Source organism: Niabella terrae, assembly GCF_054783135.1.
The window spans coordinates 887990-914094 of the sequence record NZ_BAAGRD010000008.1; the positions used below are offsets into that span (position 1 = coordinate 887990).

The 26105-nt window shown below is 44.6% G+C and carries 27 protein-coding genes and 1 tRNA gene; 15 read left to right on the forward strand and 13 right to left on the reverse strand.

Annotation, left to right across the window (positions count from 1 at the left end):
- The first annotated feature begins 14 nt into the window (after nucleotides 1-14).
- The 4 genes from ACYVI9_RS11915 to ACYVI9_RS11930 all read left to right on the forward strand — a co-directional run bounded on the left by ACYVI9_RS11915 (nucleotide 15) and on the right by ACYVI9_RS11930 (nucleotide 5316).
- Nucleotides 15-929, forward strand: a complete 915-nt coding sequence (locus ACYVI9_RS11915; RefSeq protein ID WP_460764794.1) for a ParB/RepB/Spo0J family partition protein — start codon at nucleotides 15-17, stop codon at nucleotides 927-929.
- Between the two features lie 19 nt (nucleotides 930-948).
- Nucleotides 949-1698, forward strand: coding sequence for a DUF5683 domain-containing protein (locus ACYVI9_RS11920; protein ID WP_460764795.1), 750 nt, complete (start codon nucleotides 949-951; stop codon nucleotides 1696-1698).
- A gap of 36 nt (nucleotides 1699-1734) precedes the next feature.
- Entirely contained in the window at nucleotides 1735-2451 is a 717-nt protein-coding gene (dapB, locus tag ACYVI9_RS11925) for a 4-hydroxy-tetrahydrodipicolinate reductase (protein ID WP_460764796.1), read from the forward strand.
- Between the two features lie 276 nt (nucleotides 2452-2727).
- Complete coding sequence (locus ACYVI9_RS11930) at nucleotides 2728-5316, forward strand: phosphoenolpyruvate carboxylase (protein WP_460764797.1); 2589 nt, start codon at nucleotides 2728-2730, stop codon at nucleotides 5314-5316.
- Nucleotides 5317-5678: 362 nt separating this feature from the next.
- On the opposite strand, the gene ACYVI9_RS11935 is transcribed toward ACYVI9_RS11930, so the two are convergent.
- The 3 genes from ACYVI9_RS11935 to ACYVI9_RS11945 form a co-directional block, all read right to left on the reverse strand.
- The gene (locus ACYVI9_RS11935) at nucleotides 5679-6938 is read right to left on the reverse strand and encodes an aminotransferase class I/II-fold pyridoxal phosphate-dependent enzyme (RefSeq protein ID WP_460764798.1); all 1260 of its coding nucleotides are present in this window, start codon (nucleotides 6936-6938) and stop codon (nucleotides 5679-5681) included.
- A gap of 118 nt (nucleotides 6939-7056) precedes the next feature.
- The gene (locus ACYVI9_RS11940; RefSeq protein WP_460764799.1) at nucleotides 7057-7773 is read right to left on the reverse strand and encodes a DUF4197 domain-containing protein; all 717 of its coding nucleotides are present in this window, start codon (nucleotides 7771-7773) and stop codon (nucleotides 7057-7059) included.
- A gap of 19 nt (nucleotides 7774-7792) precedes the next feature.
- Nucleotides 7793-8344: a YqgE/AlgH family protein gene (locus tag ACYVI9_RS11945; protein ID WP_460764800.1), complete on the reverse strand. Its 552-nt coding sequence runs from the start codon at nucleotides 8342-8344 to the stop codon at nucleotides 7793-7795.
- A 233-nt stretch (nucleotides 8345-8577) separates the two neighbouring features.
- Between ACYVI9_RS11945 and ACYVI9_RS11950 the strand changes: the two genes are divergently transcribed.
- Both ACYVI9_RS11950 and ACYVI9_RS11955 read left to right on the forward strand, forming a co-directional pair.
- The gene (locus ACYVI9_RS11950; protein ID WP_460764801.1) at nucleotides 8578-9951 is read left to right on the forward strand and encodes a sensor histidine kinase; all 1374 of its coding nucleotides are present in this window, start codon (nucleotides 8578-8580) and stop codon (nucleotides 9949-9951) included.
- Nucleotides 9952-10195: 244 nt separating this feature from the next.
- Nucleotides 10196-10378, forward strand: a complete 183-nt coding sequence (locus ACYVI9_RS11955; RefSeq protein ID WP_460764802.1) for a hypothetical protein — start codon at nucleotides 10196-10198, stop codon at nucleotides 10376-10378.
- 156 nt (nucleotides 10379-10534) lie between these two features.
- Here the strand turns inward: ACYVI9_RS11955 and dcd are convergent, their stop codons facing one another.
- Nucleotides 10535-11071 (reverse strand): dCTP deaminase, encoded by a 537-nt coding sequence (gene dcd, locus ACYVI9_RS11960; protein ID WP_460764803.1) that lies wholly within the window; start codon nucleotides 11069-11071, stop codon nucleotides 10535-10537.
- A gap of 100 nt (nucleotides 11072-11171) precedes the next feature.
- Between dcd and ACYVI9_RS11965 the strand changes: the two genes are divergently transcribed.
- Nucleotides 11172-11783: a 4'-phosphopantetheinyl transferase family protein gene (locus tag ACYVI9_RS11965; protein ID WP_460764804.1), complete on the forward strand. Its 612-nt coding sequence runs from the start codon at nucleotides 11172-11174 to the stop codon at nucleotides 11781-11783.
- A gap of 14 nt (nucleotides 11784-11797) precedes the next feature.
- On the opposite strand, the gene ACYVI9_RS11970 is transcribed toward ACYVI9_RS11965, so the two are convergent.
- From ACYVI9_RS11970 to ACYVI9_RS11990, 5 genes are all read right to left on the reverse strand, one after another.
- The gene (locus ACYVI9_RS11970; protein ID WP_460764805.1) at nucleotides 11798-13033 is read right to left on the reverse strand and encodes a DUF2130 domain-containing protein; all 1236 of its coding nucleotides are present in this window, start codon (nucleotides 13031-13033) and stop codon (nucleotides 11798-11800) included.
- A 156-nt stretch (nucleotides 13034-13189) separates the two neighbouring features.
- Nucleotides 13190-13510, reverse strand: coding sequence for a hypothetical protein (locus tag ACYVI9_RS11975; RefSeq protein WP_460764806.1), 321 nt, complete (start codon nucleotides 13508-13510; stop codon nucleotides 13190-13192).
- A 367-nt stretch (nucleotides 13511-13877) separates the two neighbouring features.
- Entirely contained in the window at nucleotides 13878-14297 is a 420-nt protein-coding gene (locus ACYVI9_RS11980; RefSeq protein ID WP_460764807.1) for an SH3 domain-containing protein, read from the reverse strand.
- Between the two features lie 24 nt (nucleotides 14298-14321).
- Nucleotides 14322-14801 carry a BON domain-containing protein gene (locus ACYVI9_RS11985; RefSeq protein ID WP_460764808.1) on the reverse strand — a complete coding sequence of 160 codons (480 nt, stop codon included), beginning with the start codon at nucleotides 14799-14801 and terminating at the stop codon, nucleotides 14322-14324.
- A 151-nt stretch (nucleotides 14802-14952) separates the two neighbouring features.
- Nucleotides 14953-16917, reverse strand: coding sequence for an ABC-F family ATP-binding cassette domain-containing protein (locus ACYVI9_RS11990; protein ID WP_460764809.1), 1965 nt, complete (start codon nucleotides 16915-16917; stop codon nucleotides 14953-14955).
- 81 nt (nucleotides 16918-16998) lie between these two features.
- Between ACYVI9_RS11990 and ACYVI9_RS11995 the strand changes: the two genes are divergently transcribed.
- The 3 genes from ACYVI9_RS11995 to ACYVI9_RS12005 all read left to right on the forward strand — a co-directional run bounded on the left by ACYVI9_RS11995 (nucleotide 16999) and on the right by ACYVI9_RS12005 (nucleotide 18473).
- Nucleotides 16999-17625 carry a DUF3347 domain-containing protein gene (locus ACYVI9_RS11995; protein ID WP_460764810.1) on the forward strand — a complete coding sequence of 209 codons (627 nt, stop codon included), beginning with the start codon at nucleotides 16999-17001 and terminating at the stop codon, nucleotides 17623-17625.
- Between the two features lie 7 nt (nucleotides 17626-17632).
- Nucleotides 17633-17705, forward strand: a tRNA-Lys gene (locus ACYVI9_RS12000).
- 282 nt (nucleotides 17706-17987) lie between these two features.
- The gene (locus ACYVI9_RS12005) at nucleotides 17988-18473 is read left to right on the forward strand and encodes a putative quinol monooxygenase (RefSeq protein WP_460764811.1); all 486 of its coding nucleotides are present in this window, start codon (nucleotides 17988-17990) and stop codon (nucleotides 18471-18473) included.
- A 120-nt stretch (nucleotides 18474-18593) separates the two neighbouring features.
- Here the strand turns inward: ACYVI9_RS12005 and ACYVI9_RS12010 are convergent, their stop codons facing one another.
- Both ACYVI9_RS12010 and tnpB read right to left on the reverse strand, forming a co-directional pair.
- Complete coding sequence (locus ACYVI9_RS12010; protein ID WP_460764928.1) at nucleotides 18594-18761, reverse strand: zinc ribbon domain-containing protein; 168 nt, start codon at nucleotides 18759-18761, stop codon at nucleotides 18594-18596.
- Between the two features lie 96 nt (nucleotides 18762-18857).
- Nucleotides 18858-20051 carry an IS200/IS605 family element RNA-guided endonuclease TnpB gene (gene tnpB / locus ACYVI9_RS12015; RefSeq protein WP_460764812.1) on the reverse strand — a complete coding sequence of 398 codons (1194 nt, stop codon included), beginning with the start codon at nucleotides 20049-20051 and terminating at the stop codon, nucleotides 18858-18860.
- Between the two features lie 221 nt (nucleotides 20052-20272).
- Here tnpB and ACYVI9_RS12020 point away from each other — a divergent pair, with 221 nt between their 5' ends.
- Complete coding sequence (locus tag ACYVI9_RS12020; protein WP_460764929.1) at nucleotides 20273-20584, forward strand: transposase; 312 nt, start codon at nucleotides 20273-20275, stop codon at nucleotides 20582-20584.
- A 365-nt stretch (nucleotides 20585-20949) separates the two neighbouring features.
- Here ACYVI9_RS12020 and ACYVI9_RS12025 read toward each other — a convergent pair whose 3' ends face one another.
- A complete protein-coding gene (locus ACYVI9_RS12025; RefSeq protein WP_460764813.1) occupies nucleotides 20950-21459 on the reverse strand; it encodes a DinB family protein in 510 nt (169 codons plus the stop codon).
- A 136-nt stretch (nucleotides 21460-21595) separates the two neighbouring features.
- Here ACYVI9_RS12025 and rpmB point away from each other — a divergent pair, with 136 nt between their 5' ends.
- The 4 genes from rpmB to ftsY all read left to right on the forward strand — a co-directional run bounded on the left by rpmB (nucleotide 21596) and on the right by ftsY (nucleotide 23392).
- Nucleotides 21596-21832, forward strand: coding sequence for a 50S ribosomal protein L28 (rpmB, locus tag ACYVI9_RS12030; RefSeq protein WP_460764814.1), 237 nt, complete (start codon nucleotides 21596-21598; stop codon nucleotides 21830-21832).
- Nucleotides 21833-21850: 18 nt separating this feature from the next.
- A complete protein-coding gene (gene rpmG / locus ACYVI9_RS12035) occupies nucleotides 21851-22039 on the forward strand; it encodes a 50S ribosomal protein L33 (protein WP_460764815.1) in 189 nt (62 codons plus the stop codon).
- A 71-nt stretch (nucleotides 22040-22110) separates the two neighbouring features.
- On the forward strand, nucleotides 22111-22284 hold the full coding sequence (locus ACYVI9_RS12040) for a DUF4295 domain-containing protein (protein WP_114788942.1): 174 nt from the start codon (nucleotides 22111-22113) through the stop codon (nucleotides 22282-22284).
- Between the two features lie 139 nt (nucleotides 22285-22423).
- Nucleotides 22424-23392: a signal recognition particle-docking protein FtsY gene (gene ftsY / locus ACYVI9_RS12045; RefSeq protein WP_460764816.1), complete on the forward strand. Its 969-nt coding sequence runs from the start codon at nucleotides 22424-22426 to the stop codon at nucleotides 23390-23392.
- Nucleotides 23393-23437: 45 nt separating this feature from the next.
- Here the strand turns inward: ftsY and ACYVI9_RS12050 are convergent, their stop codons facing one another.
- Nucleotides 23438-26065: a glycoside hydrolase family 3 protein gene (locus tag ACYVI9_RS12050; RefSeq protein ID WP_460764817.1), complete on the reverse strand. Its 2628-nt coding sequence runs from the start codon at nucleotides 26063-26065 to the stop codon at nucleotides 23438-23440.
- Between the last annotated feature and the right edge of the window lie 40 nt (nucleotides 26066-26105).

Below are 26105 nucleotides of genomic sequence, written 5' to 3' on the forward strand. Positions count from 1 at the left end.
CCAATAAAAATATAATGGCTACGCAGAAATCAAATAAAGACGCATTAGGAAAAGGTATTCGCTCGCTGTTGGGCAGTATTGACGCTGAATTGAAAAGTGGTTCTGGTGATTTGAAGAAAACGGTGGTGGAATCGGCTACTGGTATTACCAAGATAGCGGTGACAGATATTGAAGCCAATCCCAAACAGCCCCGGACGGATTTTGATAACCAGGCCCTGCAGGAACTGGCACAATCGATCAAAATCCATGATATCATCCAGCCACTTACTGTGTCCAGGATGGCCAACGGAAAGTACCGGCTGATTGCTGGAGAACGCCGCCTGCGGGCATCCAAAATTGCCGGTCTGAAAGAGGTACCGGCTTATATCCGGCAGGCCAATGATGTGGAACTCCTGGAATTGGCGCTGTTGGAGAACCTGCAAAGAGAAGACCTGAATGCGGTAGAAGTGGCCCTGAGTTACAAACGGATGATGGATGAACTGGATTACACCCAGGATCAGGTGGCAGAACGAATGGGCAAGGACCGAAGCACTGTTGCTAATTTTATACGCTTACTCAAATTGCCGCCGGATATTCAGCTGGCCGTTCGTAGTAACGATATTTCTATGGGCCACGCCAGGGCGCTGATTAATGTGGATACTGTAGACAAACAATTATATATTTTCAGGGAAATAAAGGAAAAAGGCCTATCGGTCCGGCAAACTGAATCCCTGGTTAGAAATCTGTACAAGGACGGTGTGGCCAAAAAACCCGCCAGGACGGCTGCGGCTTCTCCATTTCAGCGAATCGAAGATAAGTTGGCTTCCCAATTTGATACCCGGGTAAAGCTCAAGCATAGTTCCAAGGGGCACGGGCAGATTACCTTTGATTATTATTCCGTCGAAGAGCTTAATAAGTTGCTTCAAAACTTTAACGTATCAATTGACTAACATGCGTTTAATTTGCAGCATGTACCCGGTAAAGGCTGCTGTTTCTTGTTGCATGCTGCTGGTAGCGATGGGTTGGGCAGTTGTCAGCGGCGCCCAGACCGATACGACCCGCATTCCTGTGCCATCTCCTGTGCCTGATTCGAGTTCCCGGCCTGCTGTAACTACTGTTCCGGACACGACCCAGCTACAGAACATTCAACTTGCGGCGGACACCACCCCTCAATATAATAATCCCGTTTTTGAGAAAGATTCTGTTTTCCGGGATCCTAATGCACGAAGTCCCAGAAAGGCGGCGATTCGGTCGGCGATCCTGCCGGGTTGGGGCCAGGTTTACAATAAGAAAATATGGAAAGTGCCTATTGTCTATGCCGCATTGGGTGCAACCGCCTTTTTTTTTATTGACAATCTGGTCTGGTACAAACGGTTTCGCTATGGCTATAATGTAGCCTACAATATTCAACAGGGCACCGACAGCCTGGGCAGTAGTGCCTACCAGCAGGTCTACCCGCAAATCCGGGAAGTTTTTTTTGAAGGTAACTACGGAATCCGTGCAGACGATATAAGGGTATACAGGGATAATTATCGAAGGGATGTTGATTATGCCGTATTGTATTTTGTCATTGCCTGGGCCCTGAACGTGATTGATGCTACCGTAGATGCACATTTGAGTACTTTTGATGTATCACCGGACCTGAGTTTATATGTAAAGCCAGGGTATAGTGAACTGGCCCGAACCAATGGCTTGAGCCTGGTGCTCAGAATCAAGTAGCGATTCGGCCGATTGTAAACTTAAAAGATCAGATAGATGAATATAGCTTTGGTGGGTTATGGGAAAATGGGGAAAACCATTGAACAGATTGCACTGGAAAGGGGCCATCAGGTTTCCCTTATTATCGATGAGAACAATCAGTCAGATCTGAACCCTGAACGACTGGCTTCGGTTGATGTAGCGATCGAGTTCACGGGTCCGCATGCGGCCTATCACAATATTACGCGGCTGATGGAGCTGGGAACCGCTGTCATCAGCGGGTCGACGGGATGGCTGGACCAAATGGAAACCGTCAGGACATTATGCCGGCAAAACGATGGTGCCTTTATATATGCCAGTAATTTCAGTGTAGGTGTCAATCTGTTTTTTGAACTCAATCGTAAACTGGCCGCCCTGATGCATCCCTATCCTCAATATGTGGTTTCGATGGAGGAAATACATCATACCGCGAAAAAGGACGCGCCCAGTGGTACCGCCATTACCCTTGCCGAGGACCTGCTCGACATTTATAAGGAAAAGAAAGGCTGGGTAAACGATCAGACTGCTGCCCCGGATGAGTTGCTCATCGAAAGCAAACGGATCGATCCGGCGCCGGGCACCCATATTGTCAACTACCATTCTGATATCGACGATATTACGATTACCCATACCGCGCATAATCGGAGGGGGTTCGCGCTCGGTGCGGTACTGGCTGCAGAGTTCCTCAACGGCAAAAAAGGCATCTATACCATGAAAGATGTATTAGGTCTGTAAACTTTCAATAACCAAATCTTTCGCCTGATGTCATCAGCAGTTTCCGTGTTACGGCATCTGTCAGACCCGAATAGGCAACCTGATCCTGAAATGTAATTCTGCATACTCGGCGGGAGTTTATTTGAAAAAATCTAAGTTATTTGCGATTGCTTAGAATATATTATGCTTTAATAAGATCGTGGTAAAAAATTATTATCGTTACCACAAAAAATACTATCTTGGATGCCGTTGCCTGCTATTGAAAATGAATTAAATCGAATAAATACTATTTGAACAATGGATATTGCCGAAAGCAGGAGTTTGCATCATTTCAGAACAGAGGTTGGAACCAGGTTCCAGTTATACAACAGTCTTTTTACCTCTCTGCCATTTCATAAAATGGAGAAGACAGGGATTTTACTTTCACTGTTTTCCAATAACTGCGAAGAAGGATTTGACCGTCATAACAGTCCGGTTGCCATTATCAATGAATTCTTTAATCGTCATACTTCACTGAAGAATGAGAAAGAACGACTGGATCTGCTTTTCCGATTTACCCAGTACGTGGAAAGACAGGTGGTATTATTTGATGCCCTGGAAGATGCCTCCTATACCCATACTTATGACCTGAACGGCGCCGGTACCCTAAAACAGGTACTTTCTGATGTTGTGCAGTTCAGCAAGGCAGATGAACTAAAAAATATACTAAAAACTTTCTGCGTCCGTTTGGTGCTGACCGCTCACCCCACACAGTTTTACCCGGGATCGGTACTGGGGATTATCCATGACCTAAGCCGGGCATTGTTAAAGAACGACTCTGTTGAGATCAATACATTTTTACAGCAGCTGGGGAAAACGCCTTTTTTAAATAAGAAAAAGCCGACACCCTACGATGAGGCGATCAGTCTCATCTGGTTCCTGGAAAATGTATTTTATCAGGCGGCCGGCAGAATTATGAATGCGCTTAAGAACCAGTTTCCGGCAGCCGTAAATGAAGAAAATCCTGTATTACAGATGGGATTCTGGCCGGGCGGTGACCGGGATGGCAACCCTTATGTCAAATGCGATACCACGGTCAAAGTTGCAGACGCGCTGCGTAGCTCCATCATCAAATGCTATTACCTAGACGTCAGGAAATTAAAACGCAGACTTACGTTTCACGGCGTAGAGGAACCCATTGCTTTACTGGAACAGAAGCTCTATGATAATGTCTTTATTCCAGGGCATAAGATCAATATTACGACCCGGGAGATCAAGGATACCCTGGTGTCCATTAAGGAAATCCTGATGGAGCAGCACAACGGATTGTTTATAAATCTGGTTCAGGGACTGATCAACAAGATTGAAATTTTCGGGCTTTATTTTGCTTCCCTTGACCTGCGTCAGGAAAGCACGATTCATCAACGGATGTTTGATATTGTCGCCCGAAAAGGCAAGGGCATCATTCCCCAGGATTATCCTTCCCTGAATGAAAAAGACAAAATCAAAGCCCTGCTGCAAATTAAGGGTACCGTCGACGCAAATATTTTCGAAGACGATGTAGACCGTGATACGGCAGAAATTCCCCTGGCTTTGCGACAGATTCAGCATGCCAATGGAGAAGCGGCCTGTAACAGATATATTATAAGTCAATGCAATAGCACACTGAATATAATCGAAGTCCTTGCCTTGTTCAAAATGCAGGGTTTTGCAGATGAAGAGATTGATGTGGATATCATCCCGCTTTTTGAAACCATTGATGATTTAAGTAATGCGGCGGGTATTATGCAGGATTTGTACAGTATTCCCGCTTACAAAGCCCATCTGGAAAGAAGAAAGAAGACCCAGACCATTATGCTGGGTTTTAGCGATGGTACCAAAGATGGTGGCTATCTGATGGCCAACTGGAGTATTTACCGGGCCAAGGAAGAATTAACCCGGGTGACCCGTCACTACGGCTATGAAGTGATTTTCTTTGATGGCAGGGGCGGACCCCCGGCAAGAGGGGGCGGGAAAACGCATAAGTTTTACGCTTCAATGGGTCGAAACATCTCCAACCGGGAAATACAGCTGACAATTCAGGGCCAGACGATCAGTTCCAATTTCGGGATCATTGATTCGGCGCAGTATAATATGGAACAGTTACTGAATGCGGGCCTCAGTAATAGTCTCTATGCCGACCGGCATGAACCCCTGACCAGTAAGGAGGAAGAATTGTTGCAGGAATTATCGTCCTTTGGATTTGAGGCCTATAAGAAACTGAAAGATCATCCCATGCTGGCCAGGTACCTGTATACCGTGAGTCCGCTGCGGTTCTACAGTGAAACCAATATTGGTAGTCGCCCGACAAAAAGAGGGAAATCACAGCATACGATTTCACTGGGCGATCTCAGGGCTATTCCTTTTGCCAGCGCCTGGAGTCAGCTCAAGCAGAATGTCCCCGGCTATTTTGGTGTGGGGGCAGCACTGCAAAAAATGGAGTATATTGGCAGGTTTGAGGAAATTCAGCAACTATATAACAGTTCACTGTATTTCAAAACCTTGATCGACAACTGTGAGATGGCCATGTCCAAGTCTTATTTTCCGTTGACTTCCTATCTGAAAGACGACGAGCAGTTTGGGGAGATATGGAAAATGATTTATGACGAGTTTGTACTGACCTATACCTATGTGCTGAAGCTATCCGGGAATGCTGAATTGATGGATAACTATCCGGTGGACAAGTTGTCTATCCTGATGCGGGAGCGAATTGTGCTTCCCCTGGTTACCATACAGCAATATGCAATGAGCAAAATTCGCGAAGCGGATCAGGAAGATGGAGATGCTGAAGGTTTAAAAGATACCTACGGCAAACTTGTAATGCGTTGTTCTTTCGGTATTATTAATGCCGGCAGAAATTCTGCCTGACGGCATACCCGATCCGGCATTTTACGGATCCGTCAGGACATCAGCCTCCGTAGGTTGAACGTAAATAATACTGTGAACTACCCATTGGCTAAAGACCAATGTGCTTCGTGCTTCACAGCGATTTGCTTACTGCTCCGAGGAGTTAGAAGTCTTATTATCACTCCACACGTGTACTCGCAAGTCCCTTACGAGGTTTTTACATCTTATACTGATGTTACAAATATACTACTATATTATACAAAAAAACAATTTTGTGCCTTAGATCCCAAAAGCTAAAGACTTTTGGGATCTAAGGCACGGGTTATAAAAGGCTCTTCTTGGAGCCTTTTATAGTATTGAAAATTGTATTTTCTGAAGTCGGATTATTTTTTCTCCGCCATGTCAGGAATCGCCGCTGCTTGGTAGGCGCCGGTATCCAGTTTCTCCTTTGTGGCTGAAAATGCATCCAGGGTGGTTTTGATGTCCTCGTCAGTATGGACCGAAGTGGGGATCAGGCGATAAATAATATGACCCTTGGGTATTACCGGATAAACCACAATAGAACAGAAAATGCGGTAATTCTCCCGCAGATCCATCACCATCGCCGTAGCTTCTTCCACGCCCCCTTTCATATAAACCGGCGTCACAACGGAATTGGTATGACCGATATCAAAACCTCTTTCTTTCAGGCCATTCTGCAATTTTAGTGCGTTTTCCCAGAGCTTTTCTTTAAGCTGGGGTTGTTTTTTGAGCAATTCCAGGCGTTTCAGGTTACCAATAACCAGTGGCATGGGCAGGCTCTTGGCAAAAATCTGACTGCGGATATTATAACGAATATAGTCGATGATTTTACTGTCTCCCGCAATAAAGGCACCAATGGAAGCCATGGATTTGGCAAAAGTGGAAAAATAAAGATCGATCTGATCCTGTATTCCCTGCTCTTCACCTGCGCCGGCGCCAGTTTTCCCCAAGGTACCGAAACCATGGGCATCATCTACCAGCAGACGGAATTCATAGTCACCTTTCAAAGCGGCAATCTCCTTTAATTTGCCCTGATCGCCGGCCATGCCGAAAACACCTTCACTTATCACAAGAATACCGCCTCCCTTTTGCTTTTCTATCAGGGCTGATGCTCTTTGCAACTGTTTCTCCAGGTCTTCGATATCGTTGTGTTTGAATACATAGCGGTGTCCGGCATGCATTCTTAATCCGTCGATGATACAGGCATGGCTCTCGGCATCATACACAATTACGTCGTGTCTGCTGCATATCACATCAATCAAACTGGCCATACCCTGGTAACCGAAATTGAGCAGAATGGCGTCTTCTTTGTCAACGAAGGCGGCCAGCTCAACTTCCAGCTGTTCGTGCAAATTTGTGTTGCCGCTCATCATCCGGGAGCCCATAGGATAAGCCAGACCATATTCGGCAGTGGCATCGGCATCGGCCTTAATCACATCCGGGTGGTTTGCCAGCCCCAGGTAGTTGTTCAGACTCCAGACTATCATATCTTTTCCGCGGAAATTCATACGACTGGAAATTGGACCTTCCAGCTTCGGGAATGCGAAATAGCCATGTGCCCTTTCACGGTGCTGTCCTATGGGGCCGTAGTTTTGAAGTAGTCTGTCAAAAATGTCTGCCATATATCTAATATATTAAGTGTTAAACGATAAAAATCGTGCAAATATAATAATAAGTTAGGCTTCAGGTCATTCCACTCGTGTTTAGGGCATTGAATTAATCAGGATTTGTCCTGGATCTTCATAGGCTGCCTGTCCGCCTTTGGGTATCGGCATAACCAAATACCCTTTGCAACAGGGGCGTCGTCCTTGCCGAGACATTCGCCCGGATATCTTCTTCTTTCTTAGCAACATATAGGAACATGGCATCCACTGCCCTGGCCGCAATAAAATCATTTAGGTTGGTTTCCAGCTTTTTATCCAGGAATGGAATCGCATTATAGGTTTTTGCGATCGTAGCAAAATCATTTCCTGCCCCGGAGGTCCTGACCGTACTGTCAACGATTGGCCGGAACGCCGTCATCAGTTCAGGACTCATGGCGGATTTAAAATACTGGGTGGCGGCATTCTTATTACCGCTGAAAAGAATACCGGCAGCATCCGCAATACTCATTTTTTTCACCGAGTTTAAAAATATGGGTTTGGCCGCCACAACTGCCTGGGACATGGCATTGGTGAATTTTGAGGTAACCTGATTCACCAGACTGGTCAGCCCCAGTGTTTTTAAGGTGTTTTCGATTTTCGCGGCGTCGCCGGGAAAGGCAAAACGGACCAGCGCATTACCCTGACTGGGGTTGGCAAAAGCGTCAAAGCCGCTGAAAAGCCCCTGTGTCAGTGCCTCTTTGAGTCCCTGAGCGATTTCGAAGTTGGACAGGGCACCAGCCATATTTTTGACAGTATCACAACCAGAAAAAAGCAGGGAACTGCTTAGTATACAGGCCAAAACTAGTTTTCTCATGTCTGTTCTATATTTATAGTTAATTCATTCTGGGATCCAGCGGCGCATTGAGAATCAGGTTATAATCACCTCCCAATGCCTTTAAAACTTCCCGCCAAAGCTGTTTTTCGTCAGCAGCGAATAGATATCCGGGTAAGGCTTTCGCTACAATCCAGGCTTTCTCCTCCATTTCTTCCCCAAGCTGATCGGGGCCCCAGCCACTGTATCCCTGGAAGAACCGGATTTTTCCTACATCAGCCATACCGGTCACTATCAGGTGGATTAAGTCTTCAAAGGCACCTCCCCAAAAAACACCTTCCAGAACCTCGCGCCCGCCTGGTATCTTTTCAGGGTACTGATGCAGGAAATGCAGGGTATTCTGTTCTACCGGACCACCTTCATAAACCGGTAGATTAAAATCTTCCAACTCAGTGACAAGTTGCCCTACGGAATAATCCAGTTTACGGTTCAGTACAAAACCAAAACTGCCTTCTTCACTATGTTCACATAAAAAGATGACCGATCGCAGAAAATGCGGATCACTGAGATGTGGATTGGCTACTAATAAACTGCCACTCACCGGATCAATCATGGCCCAAGATACTTATTTTTTTGTTTATCTGGACTTCGACCGGCCCGGGAATTTGATTTTTTTGAATAGCGGATCGTCAGGCTGCCGGTCGCTGATTTGCGTGCCCATTCGGTCATCGGGGTGCCTCTCGCAATCCGCCTTTCTTATCTGATCCTGATTTCTAAAAGGTTAAATATTAAAAACCCGGAACATCAGATATTTTTAGCTGAGCGGCTATGATTATATTTGTTGCCGTGAAAAAATTATTTTCTTCTATTGGGATATTAATCACCCTGTCGCTGATTGGTATTATTGTGATGCAGATTTCCTGGCTGAAAAACCTGATTGCCTTAAGAGAAGATCAGATCAAACAGAAAATTGACAATGCGGGTCTGGCCGTACAGCTGGATCTGACCAACCTGAAGGCCCAGTATACACCTCCGATTATCGAGGATGATATTAACAATATATTTCCCCGGCGTAATTACTACGATGTGCTGAATCCCGTTACCATCGGTTCGAAAATCACTGCGACTTACTTATATGAAAAAATCCGAAAATCCTTCGATGAAGCCGGTCTGAAAAAACTGCGATTTGAGTTTACCCTGAACTATGACCCGGCAGGCAGTGACGTATCTTACCCCATACGACAGTCATCTAATTTCTATAAGGCTTTTTCGGATTCCGCTTACAGCTACAACAAATTTTATCCGATTTTGTCGCCCAGCGGATCGGCGTCTGAAAGTCTGACCAGCCAGGAAATGTTGGTAATTACCGCTTTAAACTGGCGAAATTACGTGAAGCGGGATCTCGGTTTTGAACTGGCACTGGCTGTACTGTTTACTTTGGTAATTGTAGCCGCATTTTATCTGACGGTCTATACCATGTTGCGGCAGAAAAAACTCAGTGATATCAAAAATGATTTCATTAACAATATGACCCATGAGTTTAAGACCCCGATTGCTACTATATCGCTGGCTGTGGATGCGCTGAAGAATGATAAAGTAATGGCTGACCGGGATAAAATGAAATACTTCAGCGGGATCATAAAGGAAGAGAACCAGCGGATGAACAAACAGGTGGAAACCATTCTGAAAGCCTCCCAGTTTGAAAAGAAGGAAGCTGAAATTGATCGCCGGCCTGTATCGGTCCATGAAATATTGGAAAATGTCATAGATAATTTTCAACTTCAGTTACATGACAAAAAAGGCGATTCCGAACTGGTATTAAAAGCAACTAAGGATATTATTAATGCCGATGAAGTGCATTTTACGAACCTGGTCAATAATTTGATTGACAATGCGGTGAAATATTCCAAGGAGAATGTGCCGATCAAATTGAAGATTTCTACTTCCAACAGCGGCAATAAAATTGTGATGCGTTTTGAAGACAATGGCATTGGCATGAGTAAGGAGACGCAGCGTCGTGTCTTTGAGAAATTCTACAGGGCGCATACCGGAAATCTCCATAATGTGAAGGGATTTGGTCTGGGCCTCAGCTATGTCAAATCTGTAGCGGATTCGCACGGAGGCTCTATAAAGGTTGACAGTACACTGGGTAAAGGTTCCATATTTATCCTGGAATTCCCCCTGGCTGGCGCCTTGCGCGAAAGCTTACCGTCCTCCTGACCGTTAAGAGCTGTCAAGGGAGGAAAGGCGCGTCTTTAACCAGTTTAGCATTCTGTATAAGGAGGATTATGGCGGCAAAGTGGACAAGTGCCGCCCCTGGGGGTTAAAATCGGTGCTCAAAACCCGGCTATTAACATATTTTTAAGTAACTTGCTGTGAAATACGGGAAAATTCCCGTTGTTTTAAAAGTCAATGAGGCACATCTTTGTGTTCTAAACAATTGGCCCTTCAAAATTAAACCAATATGAAACTGATAAATACAGCGTTGATTGCCATTCAGTGTATCATTTTATTAGTGGTTTGCGTAATGTATCTTTTGATGCAGCGCAATAATGCACTGACCGAAATTAGTTGGAGTACATCCGGCTTTACTATTGATAGTGTATTGCAAAACAATACCGCCGGAGAAGCTGCATTTAATAAATAGTTGCTTTTCTGAAGAACCTGCTACGCTTACATCAGATTGCCCCGTCTGATACCGGGTTTCTGCATGAGGCCGTTGCCTTCACTTATGCAAAATACCATTCCTGATAACCTTCCGCGCAGCAGCAGTCTCCGATTTCGGTGCAAAAGGGGCCAGTGATCAGAATTTATTTTTCCACATCATGCTTTCCACCGGTCGATCCGGCTGGCTGCTGTATTTGGCGTTCTTTTTCTGGTTGTACTTAATTTCAATTTCTCCGTCAACCGGGAAATAGATCAATTGACCCACCGGCATACCCTTGTAAATCTTTACGGGCTGTTTTACAGATATTTCCAGGGTCCAGTGTCCCTTAAATCCCACATCCCCTTTGCCGGCAGTAGCGTGAATATCTATACCCAGGCGTCCGGTAGAGGATTTGCCTTCCAGAAAAGGCACATGTTCATGGGTTTCGGTGTATTCCTCAGTAGCACCCAGATAGAAGATATGGGGATACAACACATACCCTTCTTCAGGAATTTCAAAGTAAGTAATCTCATTATGGCTCTTTGCATCCAGTATATGGTTATTATAGGTGGCCAGCCATTTACCCAAATGGACATCATAGCTATTGCTCCCCAGATGCTCCCGAAGGAAGGGCCGGATGAGAATGGAACCTTTTTCCATGGCTTCAAGAATACTTAGGTCGGAAAGTATCATGTTGTCGGTTTTTCGATATGGCAGGCGTTCGTGGGTAAAACTCCATGGGCCATTCGTTTAATTCATTTAATTTGTGCAAAATACAGCTATATAAAGGATCATGCCCATTTTTTTTCAACAAGATATCAATCAGCAGACCCGACTGGGTATATGGCAGATCACAGAACCGGAATCGTTTTTTATTCCAAACGTACCGCTGCACAGGGAAGTGAGTCATCCCCACAAGCGGTTACAGCATCTCGCCGGACGGTTTTTGCTGAAATACCTGTTTCCGGACTTTCCCTCTCAACTGATCCGGATAGCCGATACCCGCAAGCCGTACTTGCCGGACGCGGATTATCAGTTTTCGATTTCACATTGTGGACAATGGGCTGCTGCCATTGTCAGCCGTCATCAACGGGTAGGTATTGATATTGAGATTCCGGTAGAAAAGATCGTTGGCATCCGGCAGAAATTCGTTAGTAAGGAAGAAATGACTCATTTGGATCCAAAAACGGTGGAGGAGTATACGCAAATCTGGAGCGCCAAGGAAGCCGTTTTTAAATGGTACGGTGCAGGTCAGGTCGATTTTCGCCGGCATATACAATTGAGATCCAGAGATCAGCAACGCGGACTTTTCCATTGCCTGTTTACAAAAAATGATAACCAGCTGGAAATTCCAATCCGGCAATTCCCCGGGTTATGTCTCAGTTCTGTCTGTACCGAAAATTAAATAGTCCCGGGTGACTATTCCGCGGTATCGTCATTTAGTTCCAGCAGATTGAGATCGACATTTTCCAAACCGCTGATGCCGTCAATAGATCCCCGGATATGGGTGGCGTTCAATAATACTTTTTCCAGTTGTTTTTCCCTGGCTTTCCATAGTCTTTCCATGGCATCCCGCTCTTTCTGGATGCTCATTTTCATGCCCAGAAATCCTTCCCGGATCGCCTTCCATTGCTCGGCAAATTCCACACTGGTGAGGTAACTATAGAGCATATTCATTTTATCACCCTTGTTTTCCTGGCTTTTGGAGGCGGCATAAACACGGAAAATACCATCTCTCAAAACAGCGGCCAGGGCTTTAGCCTCCCCAAAGCTGCAGATCCAGACGCCATCCTTTTCGCCGAAACTATTCATGTCTTTGGGATATATTTTTGTTACCAGTATCGCCAGATCCGCACCCAGTGCGCGCATGTCCACCTTGAGTTTTTCTATCCACTCGCCGCCAAAGTTTTCTGCCCTTTTACTCTCCCAGATAATCCGACCGCAAATTGCACCCAGACTGTTGCGCACCAATTGTATGCAATCCGCGCCGCGCACGCCTTTGCCGACTTCTTCAATTTTGTCAAAGGGAAAAGCGGCAGCGAGCATTTCTTCGAGCGCCAGTTCCTGGCTTTCTCCCTGTAATTGCATGGATCCCTGCTCGGCCTTACGTTTCATTTCACTGGCCAGTTTCTTCTGGTCTTCCAGTTGCTTTTCGAGTTCCCTTAATTTCAACTGGTATTCGGTTTCTTTTTGTGCTGTCCTGTCCGCTTCGATACGGCGCAGTTGCTCGCTGAGGACCTCTCTTTCCTGTGCCAGTTTTTTCTGCAGCGTCAGCTCCAGTTCCTCCTCTTTGTTTTTCAAGTCCTGTTGCTGCTTTAAAAATTCCGCTTCCAACTGTCGTGAGCGTTTAAGCTTTTCTTCATTCTCTTCATTGGCCTTTTGCAACAGCGCCAGCCGATTTTCAAAGTCACCTGTTACGGTTTTCCGGATTTGCTCTTCGAGTTGTTTTTGGAGCGATAATTTTTCGGATTGTAACTTGAGCTGCCATTCCTGCTCTTTTTTCTCCAGTTCCTCCTCTTTTGACTTCTTGTAGTCTTTCATTTGATGGCGCAGTAATTCCTTTTCCCGCTCGATACTTTCTTTGAGTTCATCACTCAGTCCGTCTTCCAGCGCAAACACGTGCTGACAACTGGGACATTTTACATTCGTAGCCATTGCATTTTCATTGAAAATTAAAGATATTGAAAATGCCCTAAAGACCGGGAGGGAGTTTAATAGTGGTGCCCGCCGGACGGGGACAGTTCGGTTCGGATCGAAAAAAAATAGCCATCTCGTATGAGATGGCTATCCTGTTGGTGTTTTAGGAATTAATTATGCTTCATCATTTTCGTCTTTCAGCGCTGATGATTTTATGGCGCTTACCTCCCTGTTACCGGCATATATATCAGTATACTGATATACCTTGCTTTGTTTGTCCTGTACCGACTGCTGCAGGCTCAGTTCAGGAGCCTTAGTTGTATCGGGAACGGGTTCGGGTTCAGGTTCGGGAACCGGAGCAGGTGTGCTGTCGGGTGCCGGAACTTCCGGAGTGTCGGGAACAGGTGTTTGAGTGGTGTCTGTTTGAGCCATTGCGGCTGTTGCAAAAAAAGCTGAAACTGCTACCATGGTGAATTTTGCTGCGATTTTTTTCATCTTGTGTGTTTTTAAGTTTAGAAATCAATTGATGCGTTTGCCGCATTCAAGTAGGCTACAGAAATACAAAGCGTACTGGTCTGTATAAACGAATTATCGTGCCAGTAACTATAAAAATTTCGTTAATCAAATCCTAGAAAATTTAAAAAATCGCAGGTTAATGATTTATATTTTTGATAATATTTAATGATGAATGCGGTTGAGTTATTGGTTTTCAAATTTTTATAATTGATTATTTTTTCAATAGGCTGATTTCTAAGCAAGGAGGGTGTCAAAAAAAATGTTTTGTAATTTTTTGTATACGGTCCGTGGAAAGAAAAAGCCCCGCTCAATGGCGGGGCTTTAAGAGGTTTTAGCTTAGGTTATTTTAAGCCAATGGTTCCAGATACTGGGAATAAGCATAACCTTCTTCACCGTCTTTGGTACGCACACTCCACCACTGATCATTGGCTTTGCTTACCAGGGTAATAACCTCATCCTTAGCGGCTTTGCCTACAATCGGCTGATCCGTTCCCGGCCCCTTCCTGATATTCAGGTTGGTGGATTCTGTAATAACACGAACCTGGGTGCCGGCTTCCGCTTTGGCGTTTACATTTAATACCAGATCACCGCCCGTAAAGTTGGGATCGATCTGATTGTAAATATCCCATAACTGATCCTTCACTGCACCACTGGGTGCGTCGCCATCCACATACAATACCCCGTCCTGCTCACGCACCTGCAGGTTGGAAACCCCGGCACTATTGGCCGCATCTAACAATGCTTTATATTTTTCTTGTAATGCCATGATATAAGTTTTTAGGTAAACTAATTATTTAACGGTCAGTTGATTCTCAACCTTTTTAGGTTTCAGGGCCTGTACTTTTTGCATCAATTTGGGTAAATCCGATTTATTGATTTCACCGGTTAAAGTGACAACACCAGCTGAGACAGATGCCGAAACGGTCGGATTGTCTTTTATTGCGTCTTTCACCAGGCCACTCAGGCTATCATCTGTATTTACTTCAACAGGGGCGGGGGGTGGTGCTATTGTTGTATTGTTTTGAACACTCTTGACACCTTTTACGGCCTTGGCTGCAGTTTCCGCTGCCGCCACTGTCGCTGCATCTTTGAGTTCACCACTGATGGTGGCTACGCCGTCAACGACGTTAACTGTAGTTCCGCTCAGGTCCGGGTTTGCCTGTAAAGCAGCTTCAACTGCTGTTTTAAGTTCTGCATCGCTTTTGCCTTTACATGCAGGCAATGCAAAAGTAAACGCAGCGATCGCAATAATCGCAAGGATCTTTTTCATTTTAATTTAGTTTTTAGTGAAGTAAAATAATATTAGGATAGCGAATATAGCGGAATTAAAAGAACGAAAAATCAAATGGAATGTTTTTTGTTTGATAAATTTTCCTTATATGTAGAAACGGTGTCTTGGCTGTTAAAACAGCTGTTGAGACTTATTGCTGGTCTTCCAGTTCCATTAATACCTGGAACTGGGCTTCATATTTTTTTTCCAGGAGTTGATGCTCGTCGGTTGCTTTTTTAAAAGCCTGTTCGGCTTTCAGAAAGCTGTCCTTATCGGCATATATGACCGGATCTGCCAATTGCTGTTCCAGATGGGTCAACAGGGTTTTCAGTTGGTTGAGTTGCTCTTCCAGCTGCTGAAATTGTTTTTGTTGCTTTTGTAATTCTTTTTTTTGCTCCTTGTTAATCGGCTGATTCTTAGCTGGCTTTGCAGGTTCTGCAGCTTTGGGTGCGGGCTGTGCCGGCTGTATTGCCTCGGTAGTTTTTTTAGTTGTTTTTTTCGCCGGCTCATTCTTGGCAGCCATCCGTTCATTCCAATCCACCCATTCGTCATAACTGCCTTTGAATTCTTTAATTTCATGGTCAGCGATTTCCCAGATTTTGTTAGCGGTACGGGAGATGAAATACCGGTCGTGACTTACCAGTACCAGACTGCCTTCATATTTTTTCAATGCTTCGATCAGTAAATCGCAACTATGCATATCCAAGTGATTGGTCGGCTCATCCAGCATGAGGAAATTGGCTTTGCTGATAATAGTTTTTGCCAAAGCTACCCTTGCCTTCTCTCCGCCGCTGAGCACCCTGATTTTTTTGTCGGCGTCATCACCGCTGAACAAAAAACAACCCAGAAGACTACGTAGTTCCAGTTCCGTCATCTGACTGCCGGCACCTTTCATTTCTTCAATAATACTATTGGTCAGTTCCAATGATTCAAGCTGGTGCTGGGCGTAGAAACTTTCCTGTACATTATGACCCCATTTCCGCTCCCCGCTGAATGTTTCGACTCCTGCAATAATTCTCAGTAAAGTTGATTTACCTTTTCCATTGGCTCCGATAAGGGCAATTTTATCACCCCGGTTGATTTCTGCACGGGCTTTTTTCAGGATGGTATTTTCTCCAAATGCTTTGGAAATATCATTGAGTTCTACCAGGATTTTACCGGGCTCCTTATCGACCCTGAAATTTATTTTGATATTAGGTCGTTCCGACTGTACCTCTTCAATACGTTCCAGTTTATCCAGCTTCTTGATAATACTCTGGGCCATAGCAGCTTTGCTGGATTTAGCGCGGAATCTTTCCACCAGCCGTTCGTTCTGCTTGATATAGTCCTGTTGATTTTCGAAAGCCTTCTGTTGCATTTCCATCCGAATGGCCTTTTCCGTTTCGTAGAATTCAAAATTACCATTGTAAAAATGCAATTCCCGCTGGTAGAGCTCCACAATTTTAGTGACCATCCGGTTCAGAAAGTATTTATCGTGACTCACGATGACCACAGCTCCCTGGTAATGCTGCAGGTATTTTTCCAGCCATTCGATAGATGGGAGATCCAGGTGGTTGGTCGGTTCATCGAGCAGCAGCAGGTCCGGTTTGGACAGGATCATTTTAGCCAGCAGCACACGCATACGCCAACCTCCGCTGAATTCTTTATAGGGTCGTTGCAGATCCTGATTGCTGAAACCAAGTCCCTGCAGTACTTCTTCAGTCCTGTGATGAATATCATAGCCGCCCAGGGTTTCTAATTCATGCAATTTGTCAGTGTAAGCATAAAGAGTTTTTTCATCACCGGTTCTTTCCAGCTCGGCACCCAGTTGCTCGATTTCTTTTTCAAGTTGCAGGACCTTGTCAAATGCACCCAATGCTACCTGTAGAATAGATTCATGGGTATCAAAGCTCAGCAAATCCTGATGCAGGTAACCGATTGACGTTTCGCGTCCTTTTTCCACCGTTCCTTCCGATGGGGAAAAACCGCCTGTTAACAATTTTAGCAGGGTGGATTTGCCTGTTCCATTGAAGCCAATCAGTCCTATCCTTTCGTTGGGCTGAATGTGCCAGGTTGCGTTTTTTACGATGGTTCTTGCCCCAAATTCAAATGTCACATTTTGTAATCCTGCCAGCATAATAAATTTATTTTGCTAATTTTGAGTCCATGAAACCTGCAAAATTAATAGTTGCAGGCAGAAAATACACAAGACCCTGATATGAAAAAATTATTTATCGTTGTTTTAGTGCTGGTTGCCGCGTTTCTGGTGTACAAATATGCCTTTAAAAAAGGGAGTGATGGCAGTAACCGGGAAAAACCCGAGGCTGTAGCCGTCAGTGCGCATACAGATGCATTTAATGAATCAGTTAACGCCGTATTATCAGCATATTATCAGATGACCGATGGATTTGTGAATTGGGATTCGGCGGCGGTCGGCAAAGATGCTGCCATTTTGCAAAAGGCGCTGGACAGTTTTCAGATCGAAGAACTTAAAAAAGACACCCTGATCTATGAAACTGCAGTATTTCCCTATAGCAATACCAAGAGCAATACGGCAACCATTCTGGAAACTGCGGACTGGGAAGGCAAAAGACGGGCTTATCAGAATCTTTCCGAGAATCTGAGAAACCTGCTGATTGTCGTAAAATACGATCAGGATACCCTATACTGGCAGGAATGCCCCATGGCCTTTAATGAAGACGAAAGTGCCAATTGGATTAGTCCGGATGCGACGATTGTAAATCCCTATTTAGGTAAAAAACATCCGAAATATGGTGCAACAATGCTAAATTGCGGCGAAACTAAGGAAGAAATCAGCTTTAGTCCTGATTCCATTCCTCAATAATCAATATGACTCCGTAGCTCAGTTGGTAGAGCAGCTGACTCTTAATCAGCGGGCCCAGAGTTCGAGCCTCTGCGGGGTCACATCCTGGGACAAATCTGGAAACGAAGATTTGTCCCATTTTTTTTCAAATTTGCTGGCAATCACTAATTTTTTCTTCCGGGTTCGGGGTGATGTTCAGTTTATCAAAGAGTCCCCGTCTTTAGATTCTCACTGTATTATTTGATATAAAATAAGCGAAGTAACCTCTGGTATTGTTCAGAACCCTGGTTGCTCTTTAGCGCATTCAGAAAAAATCCCGCATAGACGGGCTATAAGGGTATTTGAATTTTTCGAGGATAATTTTAAACTTAAAAAACAGCAGTATGATCCCATATAATCTTCAATACCGTATTGGCTTTAAGTACTTTTTGCGGGCGGCTCTTGCGTTCTTGATGTTTTTTAGTATGAATAACTTACTCGCGCAACGACAGGACATCATGGTGCGTATTGCAGAAATCGAAATACATCCTCAGCATCTTGAGGAATACAAAGCAATATTAATGCAGGAAGCTGAGGCTTCTGTAAGGATTGAGAAGGGTGTTATTGCTATCTTTCCGATGTTCCAAAAGAACGCCCCCACGCAGGTGCGGATACTGGAAATTTATTTAGACCAGCAATCTTATCGGTCCCATCTGAAGACCGAGCATTTCCAAAAATACAAGAGCACCACCCTCCATATGGTCAAATCAGTGAAATTGCTGGATATGGAAGCGCTTGATTTAGAAGCAGCAGCACAGATTTTCTTAAAATTAGGGAAGTTGGCTACCAGGAAGGCCCAACAATATTGGAATGGCAATACGCCTAAATAGGATATCGAAGAATGGATTTCCGTTTTGTAGTGAACTACCCATTGGCTAAAGACTAATGGGCTTCGGACTTCAACGCCCCCGAGCTTCTTTTCAGAAGTCTTATTTAAGGCGCTTTCCGTGTTATCGGAGAGTTCCACCCCGATGATTCTCGAGTCCTTCTTCAAGGATATTTTTACCTGCGTTTATATCCCTGTCCAAAATATGTCCATTTGGGCAAGTCCACTTTCTTTCAGAAAGATTTAGGTTCTGATGGATATAGCCACATTCGTTACAGGTGCACTGTAACAGCTTATTATACGACCGGGCGCCTTTTGTTTCCTATTTTTTGATGGATTTTGAGCCTGACTTTCTACCTTTGGATTGAACTTTGATGACGGGAGTGAACTACCCATTGGCTAAAGACCAATGGGCTTCGGACTTCAACGCCCTGTGCTTCTTTTCAGAAGTCTTATTTAAGGCTCTGCCCGTGTAATCGGAGAGTTCCGCCCCGATGATTCTTATTCCTTCTGCAAGGATATTTTTACTTGCATTGAAGTCCCTGTCCAAAATATGCCCATTCGGACAAGTCCACTGTCTTTCCGAAAGATGTAGGTTCTGATGGATATAGCCACATTCGTTACAGGTTTTTGAAGATGGGTAGAAGCGGTTGATTTTAATTATTCGCTTTTCGTTCCAACTTGCTTTATATTCAAGTAACCTGACGAATGATCCCCAACTTGCATCTGCTATATGCTTTGCAAGTTTATGGTTTGCCATCATTCCTTTTACGTTCAAATCTTCCAGACATATGATATCATACGCATTGATTATCTGTGTAGATACCTTATGTAACAGGTCAAGCCTGGTATTGGCAACTTTTTCGTGTATTGCCGCAACTTTAAGCCTTTGCCTGTTTCGACTACTTGAGCCTTTTACCTTTCTTGAAAGGTGTTTTTGTGCTTTTGCTAACTGACTTTCATATCTCTTTAAATGACAGTTGTTTATAAACCTTTTGCCATCGGAAGTAACCGCAAAATCTTTAATTCCTAGATCAATGCCCACCTGTTTTTTTGTTGGCTTCAATGGTTGATGCTGCACTTCACAAAGTATGGATACAAAGTATTTACCTGTGGGTGATTTTGATACAGTACAATGCTTCACTTCACCCTTTAATTCACGATGTTCAATTATTTTAATGCCATCTTTGAATTTTGGGAAAAACAATTTCCCATTATCCACTTCAACAAATTGCGGAACTGTGAAACTGTTCTTTTTGCGTTTACTTTTAAATCGGGGGAACTTAGCATTACCTCTAAAAAAGTTCACAAAGGCGGTGTCTAAATTTCGCAGGGCGGTTTGTAATGTTTGACTGTTAACTTCCTTTAACCATTCAGTTTCTTCTTTCTTTTTTAACTGGGTCAAAGCACCAGACTGTTTAAGATAATTATCTGATTTTTTATTTTTCTTATACTGCTCAATTCTTTCGTTCAAAAAGTGATTGAACACAAAGCGAACACACCCGAAATGCTTACTCAAAAGCAGTTCCTGTTGCTTTGTAGGGAACAATGCAAAACGGTATGTCTTATGTATTAATTTCAATTATGGATCAACTGAGATATATAATGTATAGAATATACTACTTATATTTTCAATAAGTATAATTAAAGATAACTATTAATACACAAAAATAAGGTTAAAAAACCTTAGAAGCAGTTATACTTCCACAAATTGTTCAATGCATTGCTTAAAATACCACCTAATTTTTATGCAAGTATCCTAAAAAGCTGCTGATTGGTGATTGGGATCATGTCAGGAAGTCTATTATGCAGTCAATTACTGCCAAATCTGATTTTGAAATTGAAGTATTTGAAAGCGATATTGACCACATCCATTTTCTTATTCGATATATTCCGCGTCTTTCGGTTACTTCCATTGTTCGCAAGTTGAAGCAGGAAAGCACTATTGCAATTTGGCAAAAGCACAAAACATATTGTCAAAGAACTTTTGGAAAGAACATGCTTTCTGGTCAGATGGTTACTTTGTTTGCTCTATTGGAGAAGCAAGTCCTGAATTATCCAGCATATTCTTTCACAGGGCTAAACTTTTCTTGTGCCTTACATCCCCAAAGCTAAAGACTTTTGGGTTTTGCGGCACGGTTTATAAAAATAGACAGCTACATTAGTGTCCGGAAAAAAATAAAGTTAGTTCTTTGAAACTCTTGATGGATAAAGGTTTGGTCGAAATTTAGCACGGTGACGATTTGAAATGCCTAATTTCATAACTTTCTGAAAATCAGAAGATTTANCGTGCCTTACATCCCAAAAGCTAAAGACTTTTGGGTTTTGCGGCACGTTTTATAAAATCGTAGCCGTATTTTTTAACCAGGTTGGCCTGACTGATCGAAGCACAGACCCCCAGTTCAGGGACAGATTGTGCTTTGGCTGCAAGGAAACATCCTGATAAAATGAAGATTACGGATAATTGCAGCAGCCTGCATTTAAATACCATATTGGGTGGTTAAAATATTAAAATGATGCCGCAGGTGACCCAGGATCAGACAACCGATGGTGCGTACATTTATCGTATAATCACTTACCCGGCCCTGCCGGTCCAGATCGGAATCCCTTAAATGGGTAAACAACAGGATGCTGGTTTTTCTAACCAGCAGCAATTCCTCGATCAGAAAATCCAGGTTCTTGGCTTCCACGCTGACATGCGCAGCAAACTGATCCTGATCAAAGCCGGGTAATACCTGTTGCTCCCCCCTTGCCAGACAGAGGGCGCGATAAGCAAAAACCCGTTCGGTATCGATACAATGCTGCAATACCTCCCTTACGGTCCATTTGCCGGATTGATAGCTGAAATCGGCTTTAGTGGGCGGGATTCGTTTCACAAAAGACTGAATTTCAGTCACACTGGCGTTTAAAAGTGTCATTAAAGGTTCCTCGGGAACCAGATCCAGGTAGGTTTGGAAAAAAGGCGGGGAAATAAGGATTGAATCTGTCATTTGGCTAAAAATAAGGAATTTCGTGAAGTTTATTGGGTCGGGGAGGGCCGTATGTCTGCAGCTCAAAAAAAAACTACCTGTTCTTGTAATGAATTCAGTAAAATCCTCTTACCTTTGCAGTCCAAAATTTTTTATTATGGCAAGAGTATGTCAGGTTACAGGTAAAAAGCCGATTGGAGGGCATAAAGTCTCTCACTCCAATATCAAGACAAAGCGCCGGTTTTTGCCTAACTTACAGAAAAAGAGATTTTACCTGGTGGAGGAAGATAAATGGATTACCTTAAAGTTATCCGCTGATGCCATCCGCACAATTAATAAAAATGGCCTGTATTCCGTAGTAAAAGAACTGCGTGCTAAAGGCGAAAAAGTATAATTTTAAAAGTCATTTATCATGGCAAAGAAATCGAAAGGAAACAGGGTTCAGGTAATTTTGGAATGTACAGAGCACAAAACCAGCGGTCAGCCGGGAACCAGCCGGTACATTACCGTAAAAAATAAAAAGAACAATCCTGAAAGAATGGAGTTGAAAAAATACAACGCCATCCTGAAAAAGGTAACTGTTCATAAAGAAATTAAGTAATTGCCTGATACGGCGAAGGGCCTCGGCAGATTCGCAGGTATCAGATTCTCTCATTCAGCAAATTAAGAAAAATGGCAAAAGCAGCTTCTAAAAACTCGAAGGTAAAAGATGCCAAAGCAGCGGCAGAAAGTAAAAACTGGACTAAAGTGATCCGTGCGGTTCGCAGCCCCAAAACCGGTGCTTATACCTTTAAAGAACAAATTGTTCACAAAGAGAAAGTAAAAGATTTTCTGGCTCAGAAATAATGCTGATCAGACCTAATTATTAGCAAAGCTATTCGTAACTGCGAATGGCTTTTGTTGTTTGGGGCCTGTTTCAGGGCATTTCGCCGGAACCATCCTATATTTGAAAAATACGAAGTTTCACACCTAATTCCATTCTAAGATGTCGCTGTTTAAAAAGTTTTTCGGGAAGAAAGAAAAGGAATCCCTGGATCAGGGATTGCAAAAGACCAAAGAAGGTTTTCTTAGTAAGATCAGCAAGGCGGTAGCGGGAAAAGCTACCGTAGACGAAGAACTGCTGGACGATCTGGAAGATGCCCTGGTCAGTGCAGACGTTGGTGTTGATACCACCGTACGCATTATCAACCGGATTGAAGAGCGGGTAGCCAGGGACAAATACCTCAGCACTTCAGAACTGAACCAGATGTTGAAAGAAGAAATTGAAGCCATACTGGTAGATGCGCCCAGTGCGGTCAGTTATACTTTTGACAGTCCCATGCCGGCCAAGCCCTATATCATTCTGGTGGTGGGTGTCAACGGTGTGGGTAAAACCACGACGATTGGTAAACTGGCCTATAATTTTAAGAAGGCAGGTAAATCCGTATTACTGGGAGCGGCGGACACTTTCCGTGCAGCAGCCGTGGACCAGCTGACGATCTGGAGTGACCGGGTGGGCGTGCCCATCGTTAAGCAGGACATGGGCAGTGATCCCGCTGCCGTTGCTTTTGATACCGCTCAGAGTGCGATGAGCCGAAACAGCGATGTGGTAATCATAGATACCGCCGGAAGACTGCATAATAAAGCCCATCTGATGGATGAGCTCAATAAAATCAAAAGAGTCCTGCAAAAATTTGTGCCTTTTGCGCCTCATGAGGTGCTGCTGGTATTGGATGGTTCTACCGGACAGAATGCCGTTGAACAGGCCAAACATTTTACAGCGACGACCGATGTAACCGCTATGGCGATTACCAAACTTGACGGTACTGCTAAGGGCGGCGTGGTGCTGGCCATTGCGGATCAGTTTAAAATTCCGGTCAAATTTATTGGTGTCGGCGAAAAAGCTGAAGACCTGCTGGTCTTTGACAAACATGAATTTGTTGATAGTCTTTTCAGCCTCAAAGCCCCGGAATAACTTTTCTGATGAATCGCTGGAGCCAGTGATTTCCGCGTGGTTACCTTATTGCACACGCACTGTTTGAATCAACTGATTTCCCGAACCTTTAAGTGGCATTCCGGGTTGTCCGCCACCCACACTTATTTGCAATTTTTCTGAAGGCTGGAAAGACTGCCCCTGGGGATTGACGATCGCCAGGTCTTCGGGCGTCAGCCGGAACTTTAAGGTTCTGGAAGCGCCGGCTTGCAGATGAATCCGGTCAAAAGCTTTTAATACTTTCAGGGGAACGATGTCACTGCTGCCCGGTTCATGAATCAGGTAGACCTGCGCTACTTCATCACCATCGCGGTTACCTGTATTGGTTACAGTGACTTCCAGTTCGAGGGTCGTCCTTTTATTCAGGGTTGCCGGGATTTTCAGGTCACTATAGCTAAACCGGGTATAACTCAGTCCATAACCAAACGGATAAAGTGGTTTGCCTGTGAAATACCGGTAGGTCCGGTTGCGCATACTATAGTCTTTGAAATCCGGAAGATCTTCATCGGCTGCATAGAATGTGACAGGCAGGCGTCCAGAAGGATTATAGGTGCCAAACAGGACATCGGCAATAGCCGTTCCCGCACTTTGTCCCCCGTACCAGGCATTGAGAATCGCCGGAATATGACGGCTGGCATAAGGAATGGCGATGGCGCTTCCGGTCATCATTACAAAAACCACAGGTTTGCCGGTTGATTGCAGCAGTTCCAGGTAGTCCCGCTGTACGGCAGGCAGAAGAATACTGGTACGGTCACCACCCTGAAAGCCAGGAACAGTTACCTTCATTTCCTCGCCTTCCAGCTGGGGCGAAATACCGCCCGCAAAAATGATCACATCGGCATCTGAAGTCTGCTTGAGCAGCGCTTTACGGTCAGTTTTTACGTAATTGCCTGATTTCAGATGAAGACTGGCATTCCCCTCGGACTGATGGTGCTCCACCACAATTTTATATTGCCGGCCAGCCTGTACCCGAACAGAAAACTGTTTGCTACCCCAGCGATTTTTACTCCAGGCGTCTACTTTTAACGAATCATCTATATAGACCCGGTAGCCATCATCACCTTCAACTTCAAAGTTCACTAAGGCATTTTCGTCTGCAGTATACCGGGTAGTGTAACGCACGGAATAATACGTTGCCGGAATCCCGGGTGCGGGGTCCTGACCCTCGGCCCTGAAAAAGTCGATATCCGGCTCGATTCGCGTAAGAACGGGGTTTCCCTTGAGTTCCTCATTTTTAAAATAAGCGGCTTCCACGCCTTTTTGTCCCTTAAAGGTATAATGCCTGGAAATATCGTTATAGGCCATCAGCGTATCATTCGTATAGTTAATGGCTTTTTCATAGACAATGGATACATCAGGTCCCAGGGCGGTACGAAGTCCATCCAGCAGGGTCGTCACCTGAGAAGGGACGCCATTGTAATTACCCAGTTGGGCAATTTTATTGTCGGCGTTCGGACCGATCAGTACCAGTTTCTTAATTTTTTTCTTATCAAGAGGAAGCAAATCCTTTTCGTTTTTCAAAAGGACGATGGATTCCCGGGCCATACGCAGGGCATGAGCCTGATGTTCAGGGGCTTCCAGCGCAGAAGCCGGCGTAAGGGCCAGCGGGACCTTAGCCGGATCATCAAACATACCCAGTCTGAATCGGATTTCGAAGAGTCGCCGTAACGAGGCGTCGATGTCTTTTTCTTTTACCAGGCCCTGTTCCACTGCTTTGACCAGTTGGGAATAGACGGAGTTCCCACATTCCAGGTCGGTTGCATGAATTAGGGCATCGGCTGCTGCTGCGACAGCCGTACCATGGGTTTTATGGTATTTGAAAAAATCATCCAGTGCCCAGCAATCGCTGGTGACATAGCCTGTAAACTTCCATTGCCGGCGCAGGATATCATTCATCAGCAAATCATTGGCACAACAGGGCTGGGTGTTTAAAGCATTGTAGGCACACATGACACCGACGACCTTGGCGTCAACGATCAGGTGTTTGAAAGCAGGCAGATAAGTGTCCCAGAGATCATATGCGGTGGGATTGAAATTATCGGAATGCCGGCTGGGCTCCGGTCCACTATGTACGGCAAAATGTTTGGCACAGGCTGCAGCATTCAGATAGCGGGAATCCCGGCCCTGGATGCCATCAACGAAAGCAGCACCCAGCATGCTGGTAAGATAGGGGTCTTCCCCATATGTTTCCTGACCCCGTCCCCAACGGGGGTCCCTGAAAATATTGATATTGGGGGTCCAGTAAGTGAGTCCCATATACCGGTCCTTGGCCCGACCCTGATCCGTAGCCAGGTTGTGCACCGCCCGGCCTTCAACGGCACAATAATGCGCCATCAGCCGAAGTGCCGCAGTATCCCAGGTAGCGGCCATGCCGATGGCCTGGGGGTAAGAAGTGGTCGCGTAAGGGGTTCTTGCAACACCATGAAGGGTTTCGTTCCACCAGTCATATGCCGGAATACCCAAACGTGTAATAGCCGGAGATGCGTGCATCATCAGCGAAGTTTTTTCTTGCAGGGTCAGCCGATTAAGTACATCTTCGACCCTTTGGTCAACCGGCAGGTTTTCATTCCACATGGGAAAATTGCGATATGCCTGGGCCTGTAGATTCGATTGAATGGCAGCAAAAAATAAAACAAGGAAAAGGATTCGTTTCATTTTGTAATTTTTAATATTTGACCATTGTAAAGTTCGTAAT